This is a genomic window from Bradyrhizobium sp. CB2312 (genome assembly GCF_029714425.1).
Lineage (GTDB): Bacteria > Pseudomonadota > Alphaproteobacteria > Rhizobiales > Xanthobacteraceae > Bradyrhizobium.
In genome coordinates, this window is the sequence record NZ_CP121668.1 from 5,428,780 (window position 1) to 5,448,737 (window position 19,958).

Sequence of the window (19,958 nt, forward strand, 5' to 3'; positions counted from 1 at the left end):
CTCCCGTGCCCCGCTGCCCCGAGTGGATGCCGACATCTTTGGGTACACATCTTACGATCGATGAAATCTGCCCGCGAAGAACTTTCTTAAATTGTACGCGCAGGGAACTCGCCCCAATCCAAACGGAAAGCCCGGCGCGAGGGCCGGGCTTTCGTCGCAATGCTAATGCTTTTGATGACCGCCACCGGGGCCGCCGGCCGGCGCGCCACCGCCATGCGGAGCAGGAGCAGCATTGATGTGCGGGGCACCGCCGCCGCCGGCATGCGGCATCGCAGGCGCTGCCGCGCGCGGCGCCGGCATCTGCGCATGGGCATTCATCGGCGCGCCATGACTTACGTTCGGCTGAGCCACGTGCGGCATCGCCGGCCGGGCCGACGGCGCCGCCGACACGCGCGGCGCTTCGTGCGCGCGTGCCATCGGCTGCGCATGCACCGCGGCGCGGCCCGCCGCCTGCTCATGCATCATGCGCGCTTGCGCATCGCGCGGATTGCGGCTCGGCATATTGGCCCGCTCATGCGCAAAGCGCTCACTTCGCCCGGCGCGAGCCCGGTCCGTCGTCACCGCCGCGTCGCGTCTGCCGATGGCGGCATCATGGCGTGTGATTGCGGCGTCGCGCCCGGAGACCGCGGCATCGCTCCTGACACTAGCCCTGGCGTGCACACCCTCACGTCCCAGCGCGACCGCGGCATCGCGCGTCGCCGTGCGGCCGATGCGGGCCGCACGCGGATCGATCGTCATCCGTGTCGCGAGGCGCTGGTGCGAGGTCCAGTAATTATTCCAGTAGGCGTGGCGGCGATACCACGGCCGCCCCTCATAATAGCTCGACCAGTACGAGGTCAGCACGAAGGGGACGACGGGCACGTCGATCTCGTCGACATAATCGGGGAGATAGACGTAATGATTGCGGTAGAGATATTCGAGATATTGCGACGACACCCAGCCGCGATCGTCCGAGAAGCTCACGTCGCACCAGGCATTGCCGCGCAGGCAGCCATGGATGTTGACGCGGGCACCCTCGGGGATGCGATCGACCAGGGGAAAGCCCGAACCCGGACCGGCGCGCAGGCCGGTCGAGACGGTGACGATGCCCGGCGCGGCCAGCGCGGCCGTCGGGGCGAGCAGCAATGCTGCAACCAAAACGCTTTTCAGTCTCATGGCGTATTCCTCCTCTCAAGGCCGAACGCGCCATTGAAACGAGCGTTCCGCGCGCGGTCGCTGCATCATCTAAAAGATTGAGATGCGGGCCGCACGCGGTTCAATATTCATTCGTCGTTCATCGGCACAGCGCTGGCAAGCGCTGCTTGGCATCAGCTCGCCTGCAGCATGAAGCCGTCGAAGTACGACGCAAGCGCAGCAAAATCATCGAGCGGCAGCACGGTCGAGACATACTGGTCCGGCCGCACCACCACCATACAGCCGGCCTTCCGGTCGATGCCACGCATGGCGAACACGTCCTGGCCACTCTTGAGGTCCGGACAGAACATCTTCTCGTAGTCGATGAGACCATAGCGGCCTTTGCGCGGGAGCAGCAGCGGCGGCATCGCTTCGATCGCGAGCGCGCGATGATCTTGCTGAAACACCGCGCGCAGATCGATCACGCTGTCGATGTCGGCGCCAGCAGGCGTATAGCGCCGCACTGGCGACTCTTTCGCGCTGGTGAGGAAATTGCACAGCGCGCGAATGGCTGAGCCCGCGGCCGCCGGATCTTCCGCGGGAGAAAACGCGTAGATTCGGAAGCGACCATCCGCCTGCGCGGCATGGCCGAGATGCACCGGCTTGGCGTCTCCCAGCCGGATCACCGGCGCAGAGTGAAAACGCTTGCCGATGACGATGCCTTCGGCGAGTCGCTGATGCGACGCCGCGCCGGTGAGGATCGATGGCCTGTAATGCGTCGCCGTGCCCGCGGTGTAGCGGCCGTGCCGGACAAAATAGTCCTGCGTCTTGGCTGCATCGGCGCCGCCGGCTTTCGCGGCGGACGCCAGGATCCCCGCCCATTCGCGGTCGAAGTCGATCAGCTCCTTCGCAACCGCTTGCCGTTCCGCCGAATAGGAATGTAGCAGGTGTGGCGCACATTGCTTCCGCAGCACGGCGGCGAGCTTCCAGCCGAGATTGAAGGCGTCCTGCATCGAGACGTTCATGCCCTGCCCGGCCTTCGGGCTGTGGGTATGGCAGGCATCGCCGGCGATGAAGATGCGCGGCAGGCGGCTCTCGATCTCTGCCTCCGGCACGTCGTCGAACTTGTCGGTGAGGCGCTGGCCGATCTCGTAGACCGACCACCACGCGATCTCCTTCACCTCGAGCGTATGCGGCTTCAGGATCCGCTGCGCTTTCGCGATCACGTCATCGGCGGTGATGTTGCGGTTGGCGACACGTTCGCCGATGTCGAGCTTGGCAAGCTCGACATAGAGGCGCACCATGTAACCGCCCTCGCGCGGAATGATCAGCAGGCTGCCGTCCTTCGCCGACTGGATCAGCGCCTTGAAGCGGATGTCGGGAAAGTCGGTCACCGCCAGCACGTCCATCACGCCCCAGGCGTGATTGGCGGAATCGCCATGCAGCTCGCGGCCGATCGACTTGCGCACCGTGCTGCGCGCGCCGTCGCAGCCGACGACGTAGCGCGCCTTGATGGTCTCGATCGTCCCTTCGTTCGCGGCATCGACGCGTTCGAGGCGCACGGTTACGGCATGATCGGCCGGGCCCGCGGCCGGATCGACCGCGAGATCGAGCAGGCGGCGGCTGTAATGCGGCTCGAGCTTGGCCGGCGATCTGCGCATGACGTCGAGAAAGCCGTCATGGATGCGCGCCTGGTTGAGGATGACGTGCGGGAATTCGGACAGGCCGTCCTCGACGTCCTGCACCCTTCCGCTGCGGACGATCTTTTCCGGCGCCCGCTCGTCGGGCTTCCAGAACGTGGTCTCGTTGACCCAATAGGCCTCCTTCAGCACGCGCTCGCTGAAGCCGTAGGCATGGAACATCTCCATGGTGCGGCAGGCGACGCCGTCGGCCTGCCCGACCAGCAGGCGTCCCGGCTTCTGCTCGACGATGCAGGTCTTGATGTCAGGGAATTGCGCAAGCTGCGCGGCGAGCGTCAGGCCCGCAGGGCCGCAGCCGACGATGAGCACATCGACCTCGTCAGGCACGGCGCCCGGCGCGCCCGAAGCCTGAATGCGCTCGGCGGGATCGGCGATCTCAGGATCGCCCGGCTGAAATCCATTGAGATGGAATTGCATGAGCACCTCTCCCGGCAAACGTTCTGTTTGGATATTGATCAGTATGCTGACTATCAGTATACTTGTCAACGTCCTGCCTTTCCTGCCCCGAACGGAGAATACGGTGAAAGACCACGACGACATGCCCGGGCATCTGGCGCGCCGGTTCCAGCAGATCGCGGTGGCGGTGTTCCTGGCGGAGGTCGGCGATGCCGGCTTCGACCTCACGCCGGTGCAATACGCCGCACTCGCGACCATCAAGGCCAATCCGGGGCTCGACCAGGTGACGCTCGCCGGCCTCATCGCCTACGACCGCACCACCATCACCGGCGTGATCGACCGCTTGGTGCAGAAGGGTCTTGCCGAGCGCCGCGCCAGTCCGCGCGATCGCCGCGCCCGCGAGCTCGAGATCACGGACGAGGGCCGGCGCACGCTGCGCAGGATCACGCCGGCGGTGGAGGAGGCCCAGCGCATCATGCTGCGGGGCCTCACCGCGAAAGAAGGCGACGAGCTGGTGCGACTGCTGCGCAAGGCCATCGCGGCCGGCAACGAGCTCAGCCGCGCCCCGCTGCGCGAGACCCACGCATAATCCGGGGTTTTTGGTCCCGTCGTTTGTCCGTAATTGCCGCAGGCGTGCGAAACCTGGAACTAACCTTCGGCTGCTACCGTCGGCAACATTCGGCGCTTTACGCGCGATTAACTTTGCCGGTTGGGAGCTTGGAATGCGCAGATTGGTCATTTTTGCCGCGGCGGTTGCGCTCTCGACCGTCCCTGCGCTCGCGAACGGCCATGGCGGCGGCGATGCCCCTTCTCCGCCGAAGCCCGAGGCAACCAGCGCACCAGCGAAGGTGGTCCTGACCAAGCAGGGTCCCAAGCTCGTCGATCTCAAGGGCATGACGCTCTACACGTACGAGCGCGACACCACCGGGAAGACCTCGAACTGCAACGGCAAGTGCACCGAGAGCTGGGTGCCGCTGCAGGCAACGGCCGACGCCAAGGCCGTCGGCGACTTCACCGTGATCAGCCGCAACGACGGCAGCAAGATGTGGGCGTACCGCTATCGCCCGCTCTATACGTCACCCGCCGACAAGGCGCCGGGCGATGCCAACGGCAACGCCACGACGCTGCAATGGCGCATCGCGCGGCCTGACGAGTAAGGAGCGGCGGCAGACGGATCAGCGCCCCGGCGTGCTGACCGTTTTCGCGTGCACGCTGGAATCGACCGAGGCGTAATTCACCTCCGCATTCCAATGCATGGCCACAAAGAGCGCCATGCCGGCCAGGAGCGATCCATAAAAGCCGAGTGTCGCGAGCCGCCACTTCCGGACAACACGGCGGTCAGTCTCATTCAATGGATGAAAGAATTTCTGCATGATGCCTCCGATGGCAACGAGCCATCGGGGCATAACGCAACCGCAGCAAAAAGACTGTGAGGTATTTCACTCTGGACGAAGCGCCGATCGCGCGCGCCTTCACGCTTGAGTGAGCGCCGCGACCGCTACGCGCAGAATCCCGCGCCTTACCCGTGCCAGCTGGGCCCCGCCTCGACCCTCGCGTTCTGGCCCGGCGGCAACACCACGACGGTCGAATTGAGCTTCACCCGGTCGTAGAGATCGATCACGTCCTCATTGCGCATCCGGATGCAGCCGGACGAGATCGCCTGCCCGATATATTCGGGCTGGTTGGTGCCGTGGATTCGGTAGAGCGTGTCCTTGTTGCCGACATAGAGATAGATGCCGCGCGCGCCCAGCGGATTGGCGGGCCCGCCGCGAACGCGCGCCGGATACGGCCCGAGCCGCGCCTGGATTTCTGCGGTCGGCACCCAGTCCGGCCATTCCGCGAGACGCCCGACGCGCGCGACGCCGGAGAAGGCCATCGCCTCCTCGCCGACCGCGACGCCGTAGCGGATCGCCTTGCCGTCGGGCAGCACGTAATAGAGATAGCGCGCGTCGGTATCGACCAGGATCGTGCCCGGCTGCTCCTTGCGTGGATAGTCGACGATGTGACGCAGATATTGCTCAGGCACACTGGCCTGCGCGTAAGGCGTGTGCGCGAGCAACTGCCGGTCGCGCAACGTCATGCTCGCATCCGTCGATGGCGAGAGCGTCGTCTGCACGCAGCCGCCAAGCGGCAGCAAGGCAACGACGAGCAAAGTGATCAGAGATTTTGGCACCACCGGCCCCCCGATAGCAGATAGCAGCAGCGCCCCCAGCCGCTCCAGATGCTGCCCAAATCGTGCTGAAAACAAGGCAGACCGGGAACAATTGCGCGTGTTCAATCGACCGGGTTCCATCACCACAAACGGCGGAAGAGCGCCGCATCATCTCCACCCCCTCGCCTTGCTTTGGTCAAACCCGGCTGGACTCGTGCGTCATGGGACTTGGGAATGGGCTCACCTCAACGAATCGGCTCGCGCCAATGCGGACGAAGAGCGCTTCAAAGGAGCTGCGATGCTCGCGACGCTGAACAGCAAGCAAATCGTCGATGAGATCGTGAAGGACACGATCAAGGACAACGATCCGCACGATGCGGTTCAGATTTCGCCGGATATGGTGCTGGCTTCACGCCCCATCAGCGTTTCTCCGACGCTGGCGCCTGACATCGCGACTCGCCCGGAGCCGAAGTTCGCGCCGGAGCAAAAGATCAGCATCGTCTACGGGCCCCAAGCTGCGGCCCCGTCGGTCGACACCGCGGTGCGCGTCGAGGCCGGCGATGGTCACGGCCGGCGGAAGCGATCCGCAGTCGGCACATGGTTGCGCGGCGCATCTGTCGCATTTCTGTTTGCGGGCGGCAGCGCGGCGGCCGCGATCGCCTGGGAGCAGCACGGCGACACCGCAAGGCAGATGCTCGCGCAATGGACACCGGCATTGGCCTCGCTGCTGCCTTCGACATCGCAGCTGCTGCCTTCGACACCGCAGACGGCGCCGGTCGCCGCTGCACAGGCCGCCCCGCCCGCGGCAGTTGAGGCCCCGCCTACGGCGATCGATCAAACCGCCGATCAATCTGCCTCGCCGCCTCCGGCTCAACCTACGGCCGCCACCGCAGCAACGCAGCCCGATGCGACGCAATCGATGGAGTCGATGACGCGCGACATGGCCGCGATGGCGCAGCAGATCGAGCAGCTCAAGACGACCATCGCCGAGTTGAAGGCCGGCCAGGAGCAGCTGGCCCGCGAGATGACCAAGCCGCCAGTGCCGAAGCCCGTGGCCGAGGTCAAGCCAGTCGATCCGCGCGCACGCGTGTCTGCGATTCCGCCGCGGCCCGCACCGCCGCCGGTTCGCAAACCGAAGCCGGTCGTGTCGCGCACCTACATGCCGCCCTACTCGCCCGCACCGCTCGCGCCACCGCCGCCGCCATCACAGGCAGCCGCGGCACCGCCGCCGGTCGCGCCCGTGACGACGACGCAGGCTGTTGCCGATGACGACGGACCAGTCGTGCGTCCGCCGATGCCGGTGCACTAGACGAACACCAGTCAGCGTCTCTGCACGCTGTCCGAGTCGATGCGATGCGTTGAGTCCGGGTGATTACGGGAAGCGATGCTGACTCGTCTTCGCCAAGGACGCTTTCGTGAAGCAAGTTCACGACGAAAGCTTCCTTCAAGAGAAAAGGCCGTCGGGATCTATGCCGCCGGCCTTCTCTTGCAGCTGCCGGTTCCCGGAGCCCGGTTCTGCTGCAATTCCATGCTTCATGATCACGCGGACATATTTAATAAAATCTTAACGATGCCGTTCATTGCTCATCATTTCTGCGCCTTAGGCACAGAGATTGTGCGGCTTGTTCATCCGATAAATATCGACTCAGTGGTACGATCCAGCATGTTGTGAAGACTTCCGTCGAAGGCTTCCTTTTGGGAATTTGGGTCGTCACACCGGAGAATTCGGATGCCATACTACTCCTTCGATCTCGTGGTTGGTGAAGAGTTCAAGAACCAGGGCGGAATCATCCTCGAAGACATCGAGGTCGCTTCGGATCGCGCCGTTCAGCTCGCATGCGAGCTGTCGCAGGTGAAGCCGGAGCTGCAGCAGAGGGGCTGCGCGGTGCGCGTCACCGATCGCGACCACAACGAGGTCTATCGCACGCCGCTCGATCCTGTGCCGGCCTGGCAGCGCTAATCTTCCAGCACCGGCGCTTCGAACCAGTTCGTCAGCGACAATCCGCCGTCGACGACGAACGCTGCGCCAGTGACATAGGCTGACAGCTTGTTCGAGAGCACTGTGAGCGCCATCGGCGCGAGGTCATTTGCTTCGCCGAGACGCCCAAGTGGAATGTGTTTCGCCAGCGAGGCATCGGCAACGAATCCGCCTGCCGCGATCGCGCCGGGCACCAGCGCGTTGACGCGGATGTTGTGACGACCAAAGGTCTTCGCGAGCTCCTTCACCAGCATCGCCATCCCCGCCTTCGTCGTCGAATAATGCGGCAGGTTGCGCGGCGTGCCTGCATGCAGCGAGGTGAGGAACAGGAACGAGCCGGGCCGCTTCGCCGCGATCAACCGTTTTGCAAGTTCGCGCGCCAGATGAAAGCCGGCGTCGAGATTGACGGCGTGCATCTCCTGCCACGTCCTGCGGTCGACCGCGAGCGCATGATCGGCCTCGCGCCGCGGCGGCGAGGCGCTGTGCACGAAATGCGTGACATCGCCCAGCGCGGCATGCGCTGAGGCCAGCAGCTCGTCGCAAGCCTCGAGCTTCGCGAGATCGCCGACCCAGGGCACCGCCAGCTCAGGCGAGCTGCTCGCGCCGATCGCGGCACTCACCCGCTCCGCGCTCACATCGGCGAACATGGTCCGGACGCCCTCGCCGACCAGGGCCAGCGCGATCGCGCGGCCGATGCCGTTACCGGCGCCGGTGACGAGCGCGATATCGTGGGCGGGATCGAACGGGGTGCTGAACAGGCTCATGTCGCTCTCCGTGGCCGGGATATCCGCTACGATAGCGCACCGCATCGAGGCGCCACAATTACGTCCCGGCACCATTGCGGAGCGGCCCGCCTGACGCTAGCCTCCCAAAAAAATCGAGGAGGATACCCAAGAATGCGCACCGGTTTTCTGATCGCAGGCCTGTTGTTGATCGCCGCGCCGGCCCAAGCGGGCGATGCGCCAGTCCGCTCGACCTATGTGACGATGGTCCTGCAGGCCTTCGCCGCCAAGGTCGAATGCCCAGGCACGGATCTCGTTTATCAGGACCTCGTGCAGAAGGCACAGCAGATGCAGCTGCCCGACGGCACCACCGAGAAGGTGCGCAAGGCGATCGCCTGGATGCACACTGGCGGCAAGATGGGCGAGAAGCAGGACGACGATCTAATGGCCGAGGTCGCGGTGGCGACGCAGGCAACCGACATGGATCAGCGCCGCCTCGGCATGCCCGGCTGGTGCGAGGCACAGAAGACCAATCTCGCCGGCCTGATCCGCAGCAAGGGCGGCTAGCCGCCCTCGGCGGCCCGGCTTTGCCGGTGAACCTTGGCGCGCCCCTCCGAGTCCAATGCTTCGAGCTGAGGACAATGCGAGAGGGGCCATGTCTGCCGATATGCTTTGGACGCGCCGGATGGCGGCGCTTGCGGCACTCGTCGCCGCCAATTTGGCCCTCCCCGCTTTTGCCGCGACCGCGGACAATCCGGTCGCCGGCAAGCAAGTGCGCTTTCCGCAAGGGGTATGGAGCGCCCTGCCCCAGATCGGCCCTGACGGCAAGGTGAGGCAATGCGTGCTGATTGCGCCGAGGCAACGCAGCAAGGCGGGCGGCAAGGTCGACACCGCCTTCGCCCTCAACATCAGCCGCGGCTCGGGCCTCTCCCTCATGTTGATGGATGACGGCATGCCGAGCGAACGCGTGCTGGACGACCAGGCCGAGATCGTCATCGACGGCCGCAGCTTCCCCGCGATCGGCTTCCCGGTCGGCAACGCCTTCGCGCTGCATCCGGGCGATGCCGAGGGCATGCTGGCGGCACTCGGCAAGGCGCGGGACGTCACGCTGCGCTCGGACGGGGCCGGCGTCGATTCCGGACCGATCGCACTCAATCTGCCGGCGGATGCGCTGAGCTGGCTGAAGCAATGCGGCAAGACCTTTGACATCGCGATCGACAAGCCGACCGATCCCGATGCGCCGGAGCTGCCGGCGGCGCTGCCGCGCTCGCCGAAGGTCGCGGTGATGCAGCAGACGCCGGCCGGCCCGCCCGGGATCGAGGACAAGCAGAAGATCGAAGGCTGGGATGCATCCGAGCTGCGCAACGGCGACGGGGCGATCGTCGCCTGCTTCATCCGCCGGCGCTATCTCATCGGCACGGACGCGCCCGCGCCGCAACGCCGTCTCGGGATATTCCTGATCGTCAGCCGCGCGAAGGGGCTGACCATGATGCTGAAGGATTCCAAGCTCAACCGGCCGGAAGGCCAGGCCATCGAGGCGACGCTGAGAATCGGCAATGCGCCGTTCGAGGCGTTCTCCGCGCAGGTCGAGGGCCCCGACGAGATCGGTCTATTCCCGCAGCATGGGGCCGCGTTGGCCGAAGCGATCGAGACGGGTTCGGTCCTGGCGATCAAGGCCAAGACGATCGAGGACAATTACGAGTTCTCGGTGCACCCGGGCGTGATCGGCTGGCTGCGCGCCTGCGCCAGGCGCAACGCCATTGCCATCGAGCTCGCCGGACGATGAGGCGCCGTTAAGCATCGCGGCGTGGAACCGCCGCGTTGGCAAATATTCGTCACAATCGTCACCAGCATGCGGCCTGCTTCGAACAGGAGCACCGCATGCGAATTGCCAACCTCGTTTTCGCCGGAGCTCTCATGGCCGGCTCCGTGCTGACTGCCCCGGCACCGGCGAAGAATACCGAAGCCCAGAAAGGCGAGGACAAATCGGCCCCGTCGTCATCGTGCAGCGCCTATCAGCAGGCAGCGGACGGATCGTGGGAGCAGCTGCCCTGCAAGGAAACCGGCGAGCGCGCCCAGCCGCAGACGCAACACCGCGCCCCGGCACAAGGACCGGATCACGAGGAGCGCTGACCGGCCGTTTCCGCGGTCAGCCCTGGGTAGGGCCGCGCATGATCTTCATGGCGGCCTCGATGTGGCGCCATTCGTTGGCCTCATCGGCCTCGCCGCGGCCCTCGCAGGCCTGGGCCTGCTCGGCGGCCTTCGCAATCGCAGCGAAGCCGTGCTTTTCCAGCATCTGGCGCGCGATGGTGTGGACCTGGACCTCGGACATCATGGGCGCTCTCCTATTTCAGGAAACCGCGGCGCCTGGCTCGGCGCTCCGCGGTCTCTGACAACGATCGAGCCGCCGCCCTCGTTCCGCGCCGGTCCACATCCACACAACAACAAAGGCGGCCCGCCATGCCCGGCGGACCGCCTGTTCACCCACCCCAAGTACGCCAAGGTTGGCAGCCTTCGTCAGGTCCCCTACCCGACGGCGACCCTCTTGCGCTCGATATCGTTGGGCACCTCGATATCGACCTCCAGGGTCGAGACCTCGTCGCCGCGCTCGAGCCGGACGATGACCTTGGTCGGATCCAGCGTGACATGCCTGGAAACGACGGCGAGGATTTCCTCACGCAGCACACCGAGCAGATCGGGCTGGCCGCGCAGTCCGCGTTCATGCGCAAGCAGGATCTGCAACCGTTCGCGGGCGACCGGTGCGGAGGCTTTCTTGCCGCGAAGAAGTCGAAGCAGACCCATGCTCATGCAGCCCTCCGTCGCAGCAGGCGATCCATCAGACGCCTGCGCTCGGCGGGAACATGCATCGTCACGCTCTCACCGCAGAGGCGCTTGGCCGCGTCCATATAGGCCCGCGCCGGCGCACCATCCGCGTTCGAGAGCGTCACCGGCGTGCCGACGTTGGAGGCCTTCAACACGTCCTGGCTCTCGGGGATGATGCCGAGCAAGGGCGTTGCGAGGATTTCCAGGATGTCGTCGATCGTCAGCATCTCGCCGCGCGCGGCGCGGGAGGCATCGTAGCGCGTGATGAGAATGTGCTTCTCGACGCGCTCGCCCTTCTCGGCCCGCACGGTCTTGGAATCGAGCATGCCGATGATGCGGTCGGAATCGCGCACCGAGGAGACCTCCGGATTGGTCACGATCACGGCCTCGTCCGCGAAGCGCATCGCCATGGAGGCGCCGCGCTCGATGCCGGCCGGGCTGTCGCAGATCACCCAGTCGAAGCGGCTGCGCAGCTCGGCGATGACCTTGCCCACCCCCTCTTCGGTCAGCGCGTCCTTGTCGCGCGTCTGCGAGGCCGGCAGCAGCCAGAGGTTATCGAGCCGCTTGTCCTTGATCAGCGCCTGCGGGAGTTTCGCGACGCCCTGCACCACGTTGATGAGGTCGAACACCACGCGGCGTTCGGCGCCCATCACAAGGTCGAGGTTGCGCAGGCCGACGTCGAAATCGACGACGACGACCTTGTCGCCACGTTGCGCGAGCGCAGCCCCTAGCGCGGCGGTCGTCGTAGTCTTGCCGACCCCGCCCTTGCCTGACGTCACGACCAGTACCTTACTCATCTGAAATGTCTCCTTTGCTGGTCAGTTCAGTGCTGTAATTCGCATGGTATTCCCCTGCAGCCAGGCCTGCGCCGGCTTGCCGCGCAAGGCGGCATCGATGTCGTCCGCAGTCTGGTAAAACCCATCAATTGCAAGCAGTTCGGCCTCGATCTTCTGACAATAAATCCGCGCGCTCTTGTGCCCATTGACGCCCGCCATGGCGCGGCCGCGCAGCGCGCCATAGATGTGAATGGAGCCGCCGGCGACGACCTCGGCACCGGAACCGACCGAGCCGAGAATGGTGACGTCGCCTTCGGGAAAGATCACGGTCTGGCCGGAGCGCACGGGCGCCTCGAGCAGCAGCGAGGTCGGCTTGGCATCGGCCTTCGCCTCAGGCTTCTTCGGCGCGCTCGGCTCGACCACGCAGCTGCGCCCGCCCGAGAGCAGCGGCGGCATCGCCGGCGTCAGCCGCGATTCGTCCACGCCCTCGATGCCGAGCACGCGGATGTTGCGGTCCTGAAGGCTGGTGAGTAGATGGCCGATGCCGGACTGGCTAAGGTCGACCGAGGACAGGTCCACCACCACCGGCCGGCCGACGAAGAAGCCCGGCGAGCGGGCGATCGTGGTATCGATCTCCTGCAGCCAGTCCTGAATCGGAACCGTCGGCACGAACACGAAGGCCACATAGGAGCGCCCGCGCAGGCGCACCATTTGGCGTTGGACTTTTGCTGCAGCCTCCATGACGGCCGACTCGTTCCCCGTTATTGAATAGTTAACGATGCGGCCGATTTGGTTAATGGCTGGTTAATTCCGCTGTGGGGTTACGTGGGGGCGAGCTGCGCTGCGATGACCGGCAGGGCCCCGGGCGAGCGTTGGACGGACGCCCTCGCCCAGCACGCCACTGTCATCGCCCGGCTCGACCGGGCGATCCAGTACTCCGAGACGGTTGTGGGTCAGTTGAGAAGCCGCGGCGTATTGGATGCCTCGGTCAAGCCGGGGCATGACACCGGTGTGTGGGGCGGGCGCTGCCCCCTCTTCCTTCACCTTTGCTCGCGTCCATTTTGATCGCAACGTCAATCATCCCGCATTGACATGCCAATGGCATCTGGCTTCGATCCGCCTCCCCCCGGATATGGAGCCCGAGCATGTCAATCCAGTCGTCCATCAGGCGGAAGACCGCGCCGGACATTCGGGCCCGCAAGCGTGGCGAGCCGATCGTCATGCTGACGTCCTACCATGCGCATACGGCAGCGCTGGTGGACCGGCATTGCGACGTCATTCTGGTCGGCGATTCCCTTGGCAACGTCATGCACGGCTTCGAGACGACGGTGCCTGTTACGCTCGACATGATGATCCTCCAGGGCGCGGCGGTGATGCGCGGATCCAGGCAGGCGCTGGTCGTGGTCGATATGCCGTTCGGATCGTATGAGGCCTCCAAAGAGCAGGCGTTCAACTCCGCGGTCCGGATCATGAAGGAAACCCAATGCGGCGCGGTGAAGCTCGAAGGCGGCGGCCGCATGGCCGAGACGATCGCATTCCTGTCCGGGCGCGGCATCCCGGTGATGGGTCATATCGGCCTCACTCCGCAATCCATCAACACCCTCGGCTCGTTTCGCGCCCAGGGGCGCAACGAGGTGGACTGGGGCCCGATCGAGGACGATGCCAAGGCGGTCACCGATGCCGGTGCATTCTCGGTCGTCGTCGAGGCCGTGGCCGAACCGCTGGCGCGCAAGATCACCGAGGCGATTGCAATCCCGACGATCGGCATCGGCGCGAGCGCGGCGTGCGACGGCCAGGTGCTCGTGCTCGAGGACATGCTGGGGCTATCGCCGCGAACGCCGAAATTCGTCCGGCGCTACGGCAATCTCGGTCCGGCCATCGAAGCCGCGATCGAAGCGTATGCCGCCGACGTGCGCTCGCGCGCCTTTCCCGGGCCCGAACACGTGTACGACATGAAAAAAAGCTGACGACGCGCGGCCGCCATCAGGCCGCGTGCCCTACTTCTTCACCTTGCTCGCATCCATCTTGATGCTCGGATCCAGCATCTTGGTCGAAAACGCCGTCGTCACGTCGAACGGCTTCTCCATGCCGAGATAAGTCTGGACCAGCTCGTAGTCCTTCTTCATCCGTTCGCCGTCGATCCAGCCGAGCCCCTTGGTCGTGGTGAACTCGTCGGTCATCAGGAATTTGATGCGCTCCCACTGGCGCTCCTGGTTCTCCTTGTCGAGGCCGGAGACCTGATCGAGCAGCGCCTTCAGGCACGGCGAGACGTCGGCGACGCAGGCCGCGAAGGCCTTCTGCGAGATGCGCACGAAGTCCTCGACCAGCTTTGGATTCTTCTGGAGGTAAGCGCCGTTGACGATCAGCGAATTGCCGTACGGGTTGAGCCCGATGTCCTTCCAGTTGACGTAGCCGAGGTCCTGTCCGAACTCGATCACCTTCAGATCGTGCTCGTTGTAGAAATCGCTGATGATGTCGACGGTGTGGCTCTTGAGCCCAGCGATCTTCGCGGTCGGCCCGATATTGACGAAGCTGACGGAGTCAGGGGCGATGCCCGCGGCCTTGGCGAAGGCCGGCCACATCACGCGCGAGGCATCGCCGGGCGGATTGCCGATCTTGTGGTTCGGAAAGTCCTTCACGCCGTTTACGCCGTAGCTCTTCAGCCAGTAGAAGGTCTGCCCGGTGTTGGCGTAGATGCTCATCAGCGCGACGTCGTCGGCGCCCTTGCTCTTGGCGACCAGCATGGTGGCGAGATCGGCGATGCCGAAGGGCGAGCCGCCGGAGCCGACCTTGGCGGCGGAGACGCCGGAGCCCTTGCCGACCTCGATGGTGAGGTCGATGCCGGCCTTCTCGTACCAGCCCCGCGCCTTGGCGTAATAGAACGGCGAATGGTCGGCCGTCGGCGTCCAGTTCAGGATCAGATTGACCGCCTCGCCCGCGCTGGCCGGCACCGCCGGCAGACCGAGCACCAGCGCCACAACAGCCGCCTGCAAACGCTTCATCGCATCTCTCCCTGTGCCCGCGACCCGGCTTGTCGCTCTCCCCATGTGAGGATACCAATGCAACAAGGCCGCCCCTAACTTGTCAACTGTTTGGTTGGAAATGCCCGCAAAACGTTCAGGCGACACCGCGCCGCAGCGGCGCGACCCCGTCGCCACCCGCAACAAGCTGCTCACGGCGGCGCGCCTGGAGTTCGCCAAGCACGGCTTTGCCGGCGCCCGCGTCGACGAGATCGCCGAGCGCGCCGGCGTCAACAAGCAGCTGGTCTACCATTATTTCGGCGACAAGGACGCACTCTATCTCGCCGTGCTCGAATGGGTCTACGCTGATATCCGCGAGCAGGAGCGCCAGCTCAATCTCGAAGGCTTGCCGCCGGAAAAGGCGATCCGGAAGCTGATCGAGGCCTCGTTCGATTACCTCGCCACCAACCCTGATTTCATCGTGCTGCTGAACGACGAGAACCGCGGCGGCGCCCGCCACGTCCGCGGCTCGACGCGGCTCGAGGCGATGCACTCGCCGCTGGTCCGGAGCGTGTCCCACATCCTGCACGAGGGCGTCCGCGCCGGGGTGTTCCGCAAAGGGATCGACCCGATCCAGCTCTACATCTCCATCGCCGGCCTCAGCTATTTCTATCTCTCCAACACGCCGACGCTGTCGGCGATCTTCGGCAAGGACCTGTCGAGCCGGGCTGCGCGGCGCGCCCGCCGCCGCCACGTCGCCGACCTCGTGCTGCATTCGCTCCGGCCGTAATCAACCAACTGGTTGAAACTTACCCCAGGGACGTTTAAGCTGACCACCAGCGGCATCGTCGCTGCTAGCAACAGGGAGCAAACGGTGGCAGGAGACGCAGCCCGCACCTCGCGCAGCTTTGCGGTCATCCTGATCGTGCACCTCGCCGTGCTCGTGCTGTGGCAGGTTGCGGTCGACGCTTTCCACGTGCCGAAATTCATCCTGCCGTCCCCGCTGGCGACGGTTCAGACGCTGGGAACCGCAAGCTATGCCTGGGGCGCCAACACGCTGGTGACGGCGGTCGAGATCCTCGGCGGCTTCGCGCTCGGCGCTTTCGTCGGCGTCGCGCTCGCGGTGATCTTCAGCTGGGCGCCGCTGGTCAGCCTCGTGCTGCTGCCGCTGTTCGTGACGCTGAACATGATCCCGAAGGTCGCGCTCGGCCCGCTCTTTATCGTCTGGTTCTCCTACGGCATCGTGCCGAACATCCTGATCGCCTTCAGCATCTGCTTCTTCCCGATCCTGCTCACCACCGCGCGTGGGCTGCGCGAGGTCGAGCCTGATCTGCTCGATCTCGTCAAATCGCTGCGCGGCTCGCGCTGGACGCTGTTCCGCAAGATCCAGCTGCCGGGATCGCTGCCTTACGTGTTCTCCGGCATGAAGGTCGGCGCCATCCTCGCGGTCGCCGGCGCCATCGTCGGCGAGTTCATCGCCTCCGAGCGCGGGCTCGGCTACCTCATGATCCAGGTGCAGTCCTCACTCGACACGCCCGCGATGGTGATGGCGGTCGTGCTGCTGACCCTGCTCGGCGTCGCCCTCTACGGCCTGGTCCTCGCCCTCGAACGCGCGTTCGTGGTCGGCGACGCCAGGCAAGCCTAACTGAAGGACCGCCCCATGCTGCTCACCCGCAAGAACCTGCCGAAGACCATCCCCGATATCGCGGCACTGGACGATCTCCTGTGCCGCCCGACCCAGGCGCTGATCGACGACCTCGATAAGGTCGAGGGCGACATCATGATCCTTGGCGTCGGCGGCAAGATGGGCCCGACACTGGCGGGGCTCGCGAAGGCCGCTGCCCCGGATCGCCGCGTCATCGGCGTCGCCCGCTTCAGCGAAGCCGGTGTGAAGGACTGGCTGCACGCGCGCGGCGTCGAGACCATCAATTGCGATCTGATGAACGAGAAGGCGATTCATTCGCTGCCGAAGGCGCCGAACATCATCTTCATGGCCGGCCGCAAATTCGGCGCCGAGGGCGATCTGTCGCTGACCTGGGCGATGAACGCGCATGTGCCGGCGCTGGTCGCGCAGGCGTTTCCCTCGTCGCGTATCGTGGCGTTCTCGACCGGCTGCATCTATCCCTTCGTCCCCGTCGACGGCCAAGGCTCGACCGAGGAGATGGCGCCGAACCCGCCCGGCGAATACGCCCAATCCTGCGTCGGCCGCGAGCGCATGTTCGAGTATTTTTCCCGCAAATTTTCGACGCCCGGCCGGCTGTTCCGCCTCAACTACGCGATCGACATGCGCTACGGCGTGCTGCACGACATCGCCACGAAAGTCCTGAGCGGCACCCCGATCGACGTCAGCCTCGGCCACGTCAATTTCATCTGGCAGGGCGATGCGTCCGCGCAGGCGCTGCGGTGCCTTGCGCATTGCACGGCGCCGACCTCGCCGATCAATGTCAGCGGCCACGAAATTCTGGCCGTGCGCGATCTCGCGCAAAAGTTCGGCGCGCGCTTCGGCCGCGCGCCGGTGCTGACGGGCAAGGAAGAGCCGACGGCCTGGCTCACCGACACGTCCAAGGCGGTCGAGCTGTTCGGCCTGCCGGTTGTCGATACCGAGCAGCTGATCGCATGGACCGCGGACTGGGTGTCCCGCGCCATGCCGAGCCTCGGCAAGCCGACCAAATACGAGGTGCGTGATGGACGCTACTGACGCTCCGCCGATCCTCAAGCTCGGCGTCGCCGACGCGATCGCCGGGCTCGCGCTGTCGACGGAGGCGCACTGGAACCAGACTGAAGAGGACTGGCGCATCTTCCTGCGCGACGGCATCGTGTTCGGCATTCGCGACGGCATGCGGCTGGTCGCCACCGCAGCCCTGCTGCCCTATTCCGGCAACAACGCCTGGATCAGCATGGTGCTGGTGTCGGCCACACATCGCCGCCGCGGCCTCGCCACGTGCCTCGTCGATGCTTGCCTCCAGACCGCGCGCAAGAACGGCCTGACCAGCTGGCTCGACGCCACCCCCGACGGCGCCGCCGTCTATGGCCCGCTCGGCTTCACGCCGACGCTGCAATTGCGCCGGCTGAAGCTGGTGAAGCCGACGCAGGCCTCCGCGCCGTCGCTGTCAGCCTCCACGCCCGAGGCGCTTTGCGTGCGCGACCGGCGGGTCACCGGGTTCGACCGGACCGCGCTCCTCACCGCCTTTGCCCAACGCTCCGGCTCTCGCATCGTCGCAGCGAATGGATGCATCGCGCTGGTCCGCGACGGCCGAACCGCGCGCCACATCGGCCCATTATTCGCCGACAATGCCGCGGACGCGCTGGCCCTTGTCCATGCGATCGCCAGCTCCGAACCCCGCCCCCTCCTGATCGACGCCGTCGCCTCGCAAGCTGCGTTCCTGGAAGGATTGACCGCCTCTGGCTGGACCATCGAGCGGCCGTTCCAGCGCATGCGGTTCGGCCCTGCCACATCAGCGGGCGACGAAATGCCATTCGCCGTCGCCGGCCCCGAATTCGGATAGGACATCATGCACCACAGCCAGATCAACGCAGACGTCCGCAAGCTGATCGCCGAGGGCACCGTGCTGCCGGCGCATCCGCTCGCCCTCACCGCCGAGCGCCAGCTCGACAAGCAGCATCAGCGCGCGCTGACGCGCTATTACATCGACGCCGGCTCCGGCGGCCTTGCCGTCGGCGTGCACACCACGCAGTTCGCGATCCGCGATGTCGGCCTCTACCGCCCCGTGCTCGAGCTCGCCGCCGAGACTGCCGCCAACTGGACCAAGCGTCCGCTGGCGATGGTCGCGGGCCTTGCTGGCCCCACCACGCAGGCCGTCACGGAGGCCCGCACCGCCCGCGACATCGGCTATCACGCCGGCCTGCTCAGCCTCGCCGCGATGAAGAGCGCCTCCGAGGACGAGATCATCGCGCACTGCACCGCCGTCGCGGCGGAAATCCCGCTGGTCGGCTTCTACCTCCAGCCCGCCGTCGGCGGTGTTGTCCTGTCGAGCCGGTTCTGGCGGCGCTTTGCCACGATCGACAATGTCATCGCCATCAAGATCGCGCCGTTCAACCGCTATCGCACGCTCGACGTGCTGCGCGGCGTCGCAGCGGCCGGCGCGCTCGACCGCGTCGCGCTCTACACCGGCAATGACGATCACATCCTGCTCGATTTGATGCTGCCGTTCGATCTCCGCAACAAGGGCGTCACCACGCGTACCTACTTCAAAGGCGGCCTGCTCGGCCATTGGTCGGTCTGGACTGCGAGCGCGATCAAGCAGTTCGAGCGCTGCAAGGCGGCGCGGCACAAGGACAGCGTGCCAGCCGACCTGCTCGCGCTCGATGCCCGCGTCACCGACTGCAACAGCGCCTTCTTCGACGTCGCCAACAATTTTCACGGCTGCATCGCCGGCTGCCACGAGATCCTGCGCCGTCAGGGCCTGATGCCGGGCCTGTGGTGCCTTGATCCGAACGAGGGCCTCAGCCCCGGCCAGAAGGACGAGATCGACCGGGTCACGCGCGAGCATGCCGACCTCAGCGACGACGCTTTCGTTGCGGCAAACCTCAGCAAATGGCTGGCATGAGCTCCGAGGCCTTCATCAGCCTGCAAGGGGTCCGAAAAGTCTATCGGACCGGCGGCGCCGAGTTTTTGGCGGTGTCCGACGTCACCATGGACGTGCAGGAAGGTGAGCTGGTCTCGCTGGTCGGCCCCTCCGGCTGCGGCAAGACCACGGTGATGAAGATTCTTGCGGGCCTGCACAGCGCCGACGGCGGCAAGGTGAAGATCGGCAATGCCAAAAGCCCGTTCGATCCGACCCGCGACATCGGCATGGTGTTCCAGCAGGCGTTGCTCCTGAAGTGGCGCACCATCCTGGACAACGTGCTCTTGCCGGCCGAGATCGTCGGCCTGCCCATGAAGGCCGCGCGCGAGCGGGCGCGCGACCTGCTCGACCTCGTGGGCCTTGCCGGCTATGAGCAGAAATATCCGCAACAGCTGTCCGGCGGCATGCAGCAGCGCACTGCGATTGCACGCGCGTTCATCCACGATCCAAAACTGATCCTGATGGACGAGCCGTTCGGCGCGCTGGATGCGCTGACGCGCGAGCAGATGAACCTGGAGATGCTGCGGATCTGGCGCGAGAGCGGCAAGACCATCATCTTCGTCACGCACTCGATCCAGGAAGCGGTGTTTTTGTCCTCGCACTGCGCGGTGCTGACGGCGGGCCCGGCGAAGATGGCTGATTATTTCCCGATCGACCTGCCCTTCCCCCGCGACCTGCCGCTGAAGACGACGGACGCGTTCGGCGCCTATGCGCGGCGGATTTACGCGAAGCTGGGATTAGGGGCGGGCTAA

The 19,958-nt window shown here is 65.5% G+C and carries 24 protein-coding genes; 14 read left to right on the plus strand and 10 right to left on the minus strand.

Annotated elements, in window-relative coordinates; all coding sequences use genetic code 11:
* Window positions 1-162: 162 nt before the first annotated feature.
* Together QA642_RS26700 and QA642_RS26705 are read right to left on the minus strand one after the other, a co-directional pair.
* Window positions 163-1,155 carry an SH3 domain-containing protein gene (locus tag QA642_RS26700; RefSeq protein ID WP_283079509.1) on the minus strand — a complete coding sequence of 331 codons (993 nt, stop codon included), beginning with the start codon at window positions 1,153-1,155 and terminating at the stop codon, window positions 163-165.
* A gap of 152 nt (window positions 1,156-1,307) precedes the next feature.
* The gene (locus QA642_RS26705) at window positions 1,308-3,230 is read right to left on the minus strand and encodes an FAD-binding monooxygenase (protein WP_283079510.1); all 1,923 of its coding nucleotides are present in this window, start codon (window positions 3,228-3,230) and stop codon (window positions 1,308-1,310) included.
* Between the two features lie 103 nt (window positions 3,231-3,333).
* On the opposite strand from QA642_RS26705, the gene QA642_RS26710 reads away from it, so the two are divergent.
* Window positions 3,334-3,798 carry a MarR family transcriptional regulator gene (locus tag QA642_RS26710; RefSeq protein ID WP_283079511.1) on the plus strand — a complete coding sequence of 155 codons (465 nt, stop codon included), beginning with the start codon at window positions 3,334-3,336 and terminating at the stop codon, window positions 3,796-3,798.
* 133 nt (window positions 3,799-3,931) lie between these two features.
* Window positions 3,932-4,366: a hypothetical protein gene (locus QA642_RS26715; protein WP_283079512.1), complete on the plus strand. Its 435-nt coding sequence runs from the start codon at window positions 3,932-3,934 to the stop codon at window positions 4,364-4,366.
* An 18-nt stretch (window positions 4,367-4,384) separates the two neighbouring features.
* On the opposite strand, the gene QA642_RS26720 is transcribed toward QA642_RS26715, so the two are convergent.
* Both QA642_RS26720 and QA642_RS26725 read right to left on the minus strand, forming a co-directional pair.
* Window positions 4,385-4,582 carry a hypothetical protein gene (locus tag QA642_RS26720; RefSeq protein ID WP_283079513.1) on the minus strand — a complete coding sequence of 66 codons (198 nt, stop codon included), beginning with the start codon at window positions 4,580-4,582 and terminating at the stop codon, window positions 4,385-4,387.
* 146 nt (window positions 4,583-4,728) lie between these two features.
* Complete coding sequence (locus QA642_RS26725; protein WP_283079514.1) at window positions 4,729-5,382, minus strand: L,D-transpeptidase; 654 nt, start codon at window positions 5,380-5,382, stop codon at window positions 4,729-4,731.
* Between the two features lie 277 nt (window positions 5,383-5,659).
* Here QA642_RS26725 and QA642_RS26730 point away from each other — a divergent pair, with 277 nt between their 5' ends.
* Entirely contained in the window at window positions 5,660-6,670 is a 1,011-nt protein-coding gene (locus QA642_RS26730) for a hypothetical protein (RefSeq protein ID WP_283079515.1), read from the plus strand.
* Between the two features lie 420 nt (window positions 6,671-7,090).
* Entirely contained in the window at window positions 7,091-7,321 is a 231-nt protein-coding gene (locus QA642_RS26735; protein WP_283079516.1) for a hypothetical protein, read from the plus strand.
* Here QA642_RS26735 and QA642_RS26740 read toward each other — a convergent pair.
* A complete protein-coding gene (locus QA642_RS26740; protein WP_283079517.1) occupies window positions 7,318-8,103 on the minus strand; it encodes an SDR family oxidoreductase in 786 nt (261 codons plus the stop codon). The genes QA642_RS26735 and QA642_RS26740 overlap by 4 nt on opposite strands.
* A 132-nt stretch (window positions 8,104-8,235) precedes the next feature.
* Here QA642_RS26740 and QA642_RS26745 point away from each other — a divergent pair, with 132 nt between their 5' ends.
* The 3 genes from QA642_RS26745 to QA642_RS26755 all read left to right on the plus strand — a co-directional run bounded on the left by QA642_RS26745 (window position 8,236) and on the right by QA642_RS26755 (window position 10,194).
* Window positions 8,236-8,628: a hypothetical protein gene (locus QA642_RS26745; RefSeq protein ID WP_027557742.1), complete on the plus strand. Its 393-nt coding sequence runs from the start codon at window positions 8,236-8,238 to the stop codon at window positions 8,626-8,628.
* 88 nt (window positions 8,629-8,716) lie between these two features.
* Complete coding sequence (locus tag QA642_RS26750; RefSeq protein ID WP_283079518.1) at window positions 8,717-9,847, plus strand: hypothetical protein; 1,131 nt, start codon at window positions 8,717-8,719, stop codon at window positions 9,845-9,847.
* A gap of 95 nt (window positions 9,848-9,942) precedes the next feature.
* Window positions 9,943-10,194 (plus strand): hypothetical protein, encoded by a 252-nt coding sequence (locus QA642_RS26755; protein ID WP_283079519.1) that lies wholly within the window; start codon window positions 9,943-9,945, stop codon window positions 10,192-10,194.
* Between the two features lie 16 nt (window positions 10,195-10,210).
* Here QA642_RS26755 and QA642_RS26760 read toward each other — a convergent pair whose 3' ends face one another.
* The 4 genes from QA642_RS26760 to minC form a co-directional block, all read right to left on the minus strand.
* Window positions 10,211-10,396, minus strand: a complete 186-nt coding sequence (locus tag QA642_RS26760) for a hypothetical protein (RefSeq protein ID WP_283079520.1) — start codon at window positions 10,394-10,396, stop codon at window positions 10,211-10,213.
* A 191-nt stretch (window positions 10,397-10,587) separates the two neighbouring features.
* On the minus strand, window positions 10,588-10,869 hold the full coding sequence (minE, locus tag QA642_RS26765; protein WP_283079521.1) for a cell division topological specificity factor MinE: 282 nt from the start codon (window positions 10,867-10,869) through the stop codon (window positions 10,588-10,590).
* Entirely contained in the window at window positions 10,866-11,681 is an 816-nt protein-coding gene (minD, locus tag QA642_RS26770) for a septum site-determining protein MinD (protein WP_283079522.1), read from the minus strand. The genes minE and minD overlap by 4 nt, the downstream gene beginning before the upstream one ends.
* Window positions 11,682-11,702: 21 nt before the next feature.
* On the minus strand, window positions 11,703-12,401 hold the full coding sequence (gene minC, locus QA642_RS26775; RefSeq protein ID WP_283079523.1) for a septum site-determining protein MinC: 699 nt from the start codon (window positions 12,399-12,401) through the stop codon (window positions 11,703-11,705).
* 404 nt (window positions 12,402-12,805) lie between these two features.
* Between minC and panB the strand changes: the two genes are divergently transcribed.
* Window positions 12,806-13,627, plus strand: a complete 822-nt coding sequence (panB, locus tag QA642_RS26780) for a 3-methyl-2-oxobutanoate hydroxymethyltransferase (RefSeq protein ID WP_283079524.1) — start codon at window positions 12,806-12,808, stop codon at window positions 13,625-13,627.
* A gap of 30 nt (window positions 13,628-13,657) precedes the next feature.
* Here the strand turns inward: panB and QA642_RS26785 are convergent, their stop codons facing one another.
* The gene (locus tag QA642_RS26785; protein ID WP_283079525.1) at window positions 13,658-14,662 is read right to left on the minus strand and encodes an ABC transporter substrate-binding protein; all 1,005 of its coding nucleotides are present in this window, start codon (window positions 14,660-14,662) and stop codon (window positions 13,658-13,660) included.
* Between the two features lie 100 nt (window positions 14,663-14,762).
* Between QA642_RS26785 and QA642_RS26790 the strand changes: the two genes are divergently transcribed.
* The 6 genes from QA642_RS26790 to QA642_RS26815 all read left to right on the plus strand — a co-directional run bounded on the left by QA642_RS26790 (window position 14,763) and on the right by QA642_RS26815 (window position 19,958).
* A complete protein-coding gene (locus QA642_RS26790) occupies window positions 14,763-15,410 on the plus strand; it encodes a TetR/AcrR family transcriptional regulator (RefSeq protein ID WP_283079526.1) in 648 nt (215 codons plus the stop codon).
* A gap of 84 nt (window positions 15,411-15,494) precedes the next feature.
* A complete protein-coding gene (locus tag QA642_RS26795; RefSeq protein WP_283079527.1) occupies window positions 15,495-16,265 on the plus strand; it encodes an ABC transporter permease in 771 nt (256 codons plus the stop codon).
* Window positions 16,266-16,280: 15 nt separating this feature from the next.
* Window positions 16,281-17,318 carry an NAD-dependent epimerase/dehydratase family protein gene (locus tag QA642_RS26800; protein WP_283079528.1) on the plus strand — a complete coding sequence of 346 codons (1,038 nt, stop codon included), beginning with the start codon at window positions 16,281-16,283 and terminating at the stop codon, window positions 17,316-17,318.
* Window positions 17,305-18,126: a GNAT family N-acetyltransferase gene (locus QA642_RS26805; RefSeq protein ID WP_283079529.1), complete on the plus strand. Its 822-nt coding sequence runs from the start codon at window positions 17,305-17,307 to the stop codon at window positions 18,124-18,126. The genes QA642_RS26800 and QA642_RS26805 overlap by 14 nt, the downstream gene beginning before the upstream one ends.
* A gap of 6 nt (window positions 18,127-18,132) precedes the next feature.
* Window positions 18,133-19,188: a dihydrodipicolinate synthase family protein gene (locus QA642_RS26810; RefSeq protein ID WP_283079530.1), complete on the plus strand. Its 1,056-nt coding sequence runs from the start codon at window positions 18,133-18,135 to the stop codon at window positions 19,186-19,188.
* Window positions 19,176-19,958, plus strand: coding sequence for an ABC transporter ATP-binding protein (locus QA642_RS26815; protein ID WP_283079531.1), 783 nt, complete (start codon window positions 19,176-19,178; stop codon window positions 19,956-19,958). The genes QA642_RS26810 and QA642_RS26815 overlap by 13 nt, the downstream gene beginning before the upstream one ends.

Bases quoted from the DNA above. Each gene is read 5' to 3' on its own strand.
- QA642_RS26785 (WP_283079525.1), bottom strand. From the start codon at position 14,662: ATGAAGCGTTTGCAGGCGGCTGTTGTGGCGCTGGTGCTCGGTCTGCCG.
- QA642_RS26740 (WP_283079517.1), bottom strand. From the start codon at position 8,103: ATGAGCCTGTTCAGCACCCCGTTCGATCCCGCCCACGATATCGCGCTC.
- QA642_RS26790 (WP_283079526.1), top strand. From the start codon at position 14,763: ATGCCCGCAAAACGTTCAGGCGACACCGCGCCGCAGCGGCGCGACCCC.
- QA642_RS26700 (WP_283079509.1), bottom strand. From the start codon at position 1,155: ATGAGACTGAAAAGCGTTTTGGTTGCAGCATTGCTGCTCGCCCCGACG.
- QA642_RS26805 (WP_283079529.1), top strand. From the start codon at position 17,305: ATGGACGCTACTGACGCTCCGCCGATCCTCAAGCTCGGCGTCGCCGAC.
- minD (WP_283079522.1), bottom strand. From the start codon at position 11,681: ATGAGTAAGGTACTGGTCGTGACGTCAGGCAAGGGCGGGGTCGGCAAG.
- QA642_RS26800 (WP_283079528.1), top strand. From the start codon at position 16,281: ATGCTGCTCACCCGCAAGAACCTGCCGAAGACCATCCCCGATATCGCG.
- panB (WP_283079524.1), top strand. From the start codon at position 12,806: ATGTCAATCCAGTCGTCCATCAGGCGGAAGACCGCGCCGGACATTCGG.
- QA642_RS26705 (WP_283079510.1), bottom strand. From the start codon at position 3,230: ATGCAATTCCATCTCAATGGATTTCAGCCGGGCGATCCTGAGATCGCC.
- QA642_RS26760 (WP_283079520.1), bottom strand. From the start codon at position 10,396: ATGATGTCCGAGGTCCAGGTCCACACCATCGCGCGCCAGATGCTGGAA.
- QA642_RS26730 (WP_283079515.1), top strand. From the start codon at position 5,660: ATGCTCGCGACGCTGAACAGCAAGCAAATCGTCGATGAGATCGTGAAG.
- QA642_RS26720 (WP_283079513.1), bottom strand. From the start codon at position 4,582: ATGCAGAAATTCTTTCATCCATTGAATGAGACTGACCGCCGTGTTGTC.
- QA642_RS26755 (WP_283079519.1), top strand. From the start codon at position 9,943: ATGCGAATTGCCAACCTCGTTTTCGCCGGAGCTCTCATGGCCGGCTCC.
- QA642_RS26750 (WP_283079518.1), top strand. From the start codon at position 8,717: ATGTCTGCCGATATGCTTTGGACGCGCCGGATGGCGGCGCTTGCGGCA.
- minE (WP_283079521.1), bottom strand. From the start codon at position 10,869: ATGAGCATGGGTCTGCTTCGACTTCTTCGCGGCAAGAAAGCCTCCGCA.
- QA642_RS26745 (WP_027557742.1), top strand. From the start codon at position 8,236: ATGCGCACCGGTTTTCTGATCGCAGGCCTGTTGTTGATCGCCGCGCCG.
- QA642_RS26715 (WP_283079512.1), top strand. From the start codon at position 3,932: ATGCGCAGATTGGTCATTTTTGCCGCGGCGGTTGCGCTCTCGACCGTC.
- QA642_RS26815 (WP_283079531.1), top strand. From the start codon at position 19,176: ATGGCTGGCATGAGCTCCGAGGCCTTCATCAGCCTGCAAGGGGTCCGA.
- minC (WP_283079523.1), bottom strand. From the start codon at position 12,401: ATGGAGGCTGCAGCAAAAGTCCAACGCCAAATGGTGCGCCTGCGCGGG.
- QA642_RS26735 (WP_283079516.1), top strand. From the start codon at position 7,091: ATGCCATACTACTCCTTCGATCTCGTGGTTGGTGAAGAGTTCAAGAAC.
- QA642_RS26810 (WP_283079530.1), top strand. From the start codon at position 18,133: ATGCACCACAGCCAGATCAACGCAGACGTCCGCAAGCTGATCGCCGAG.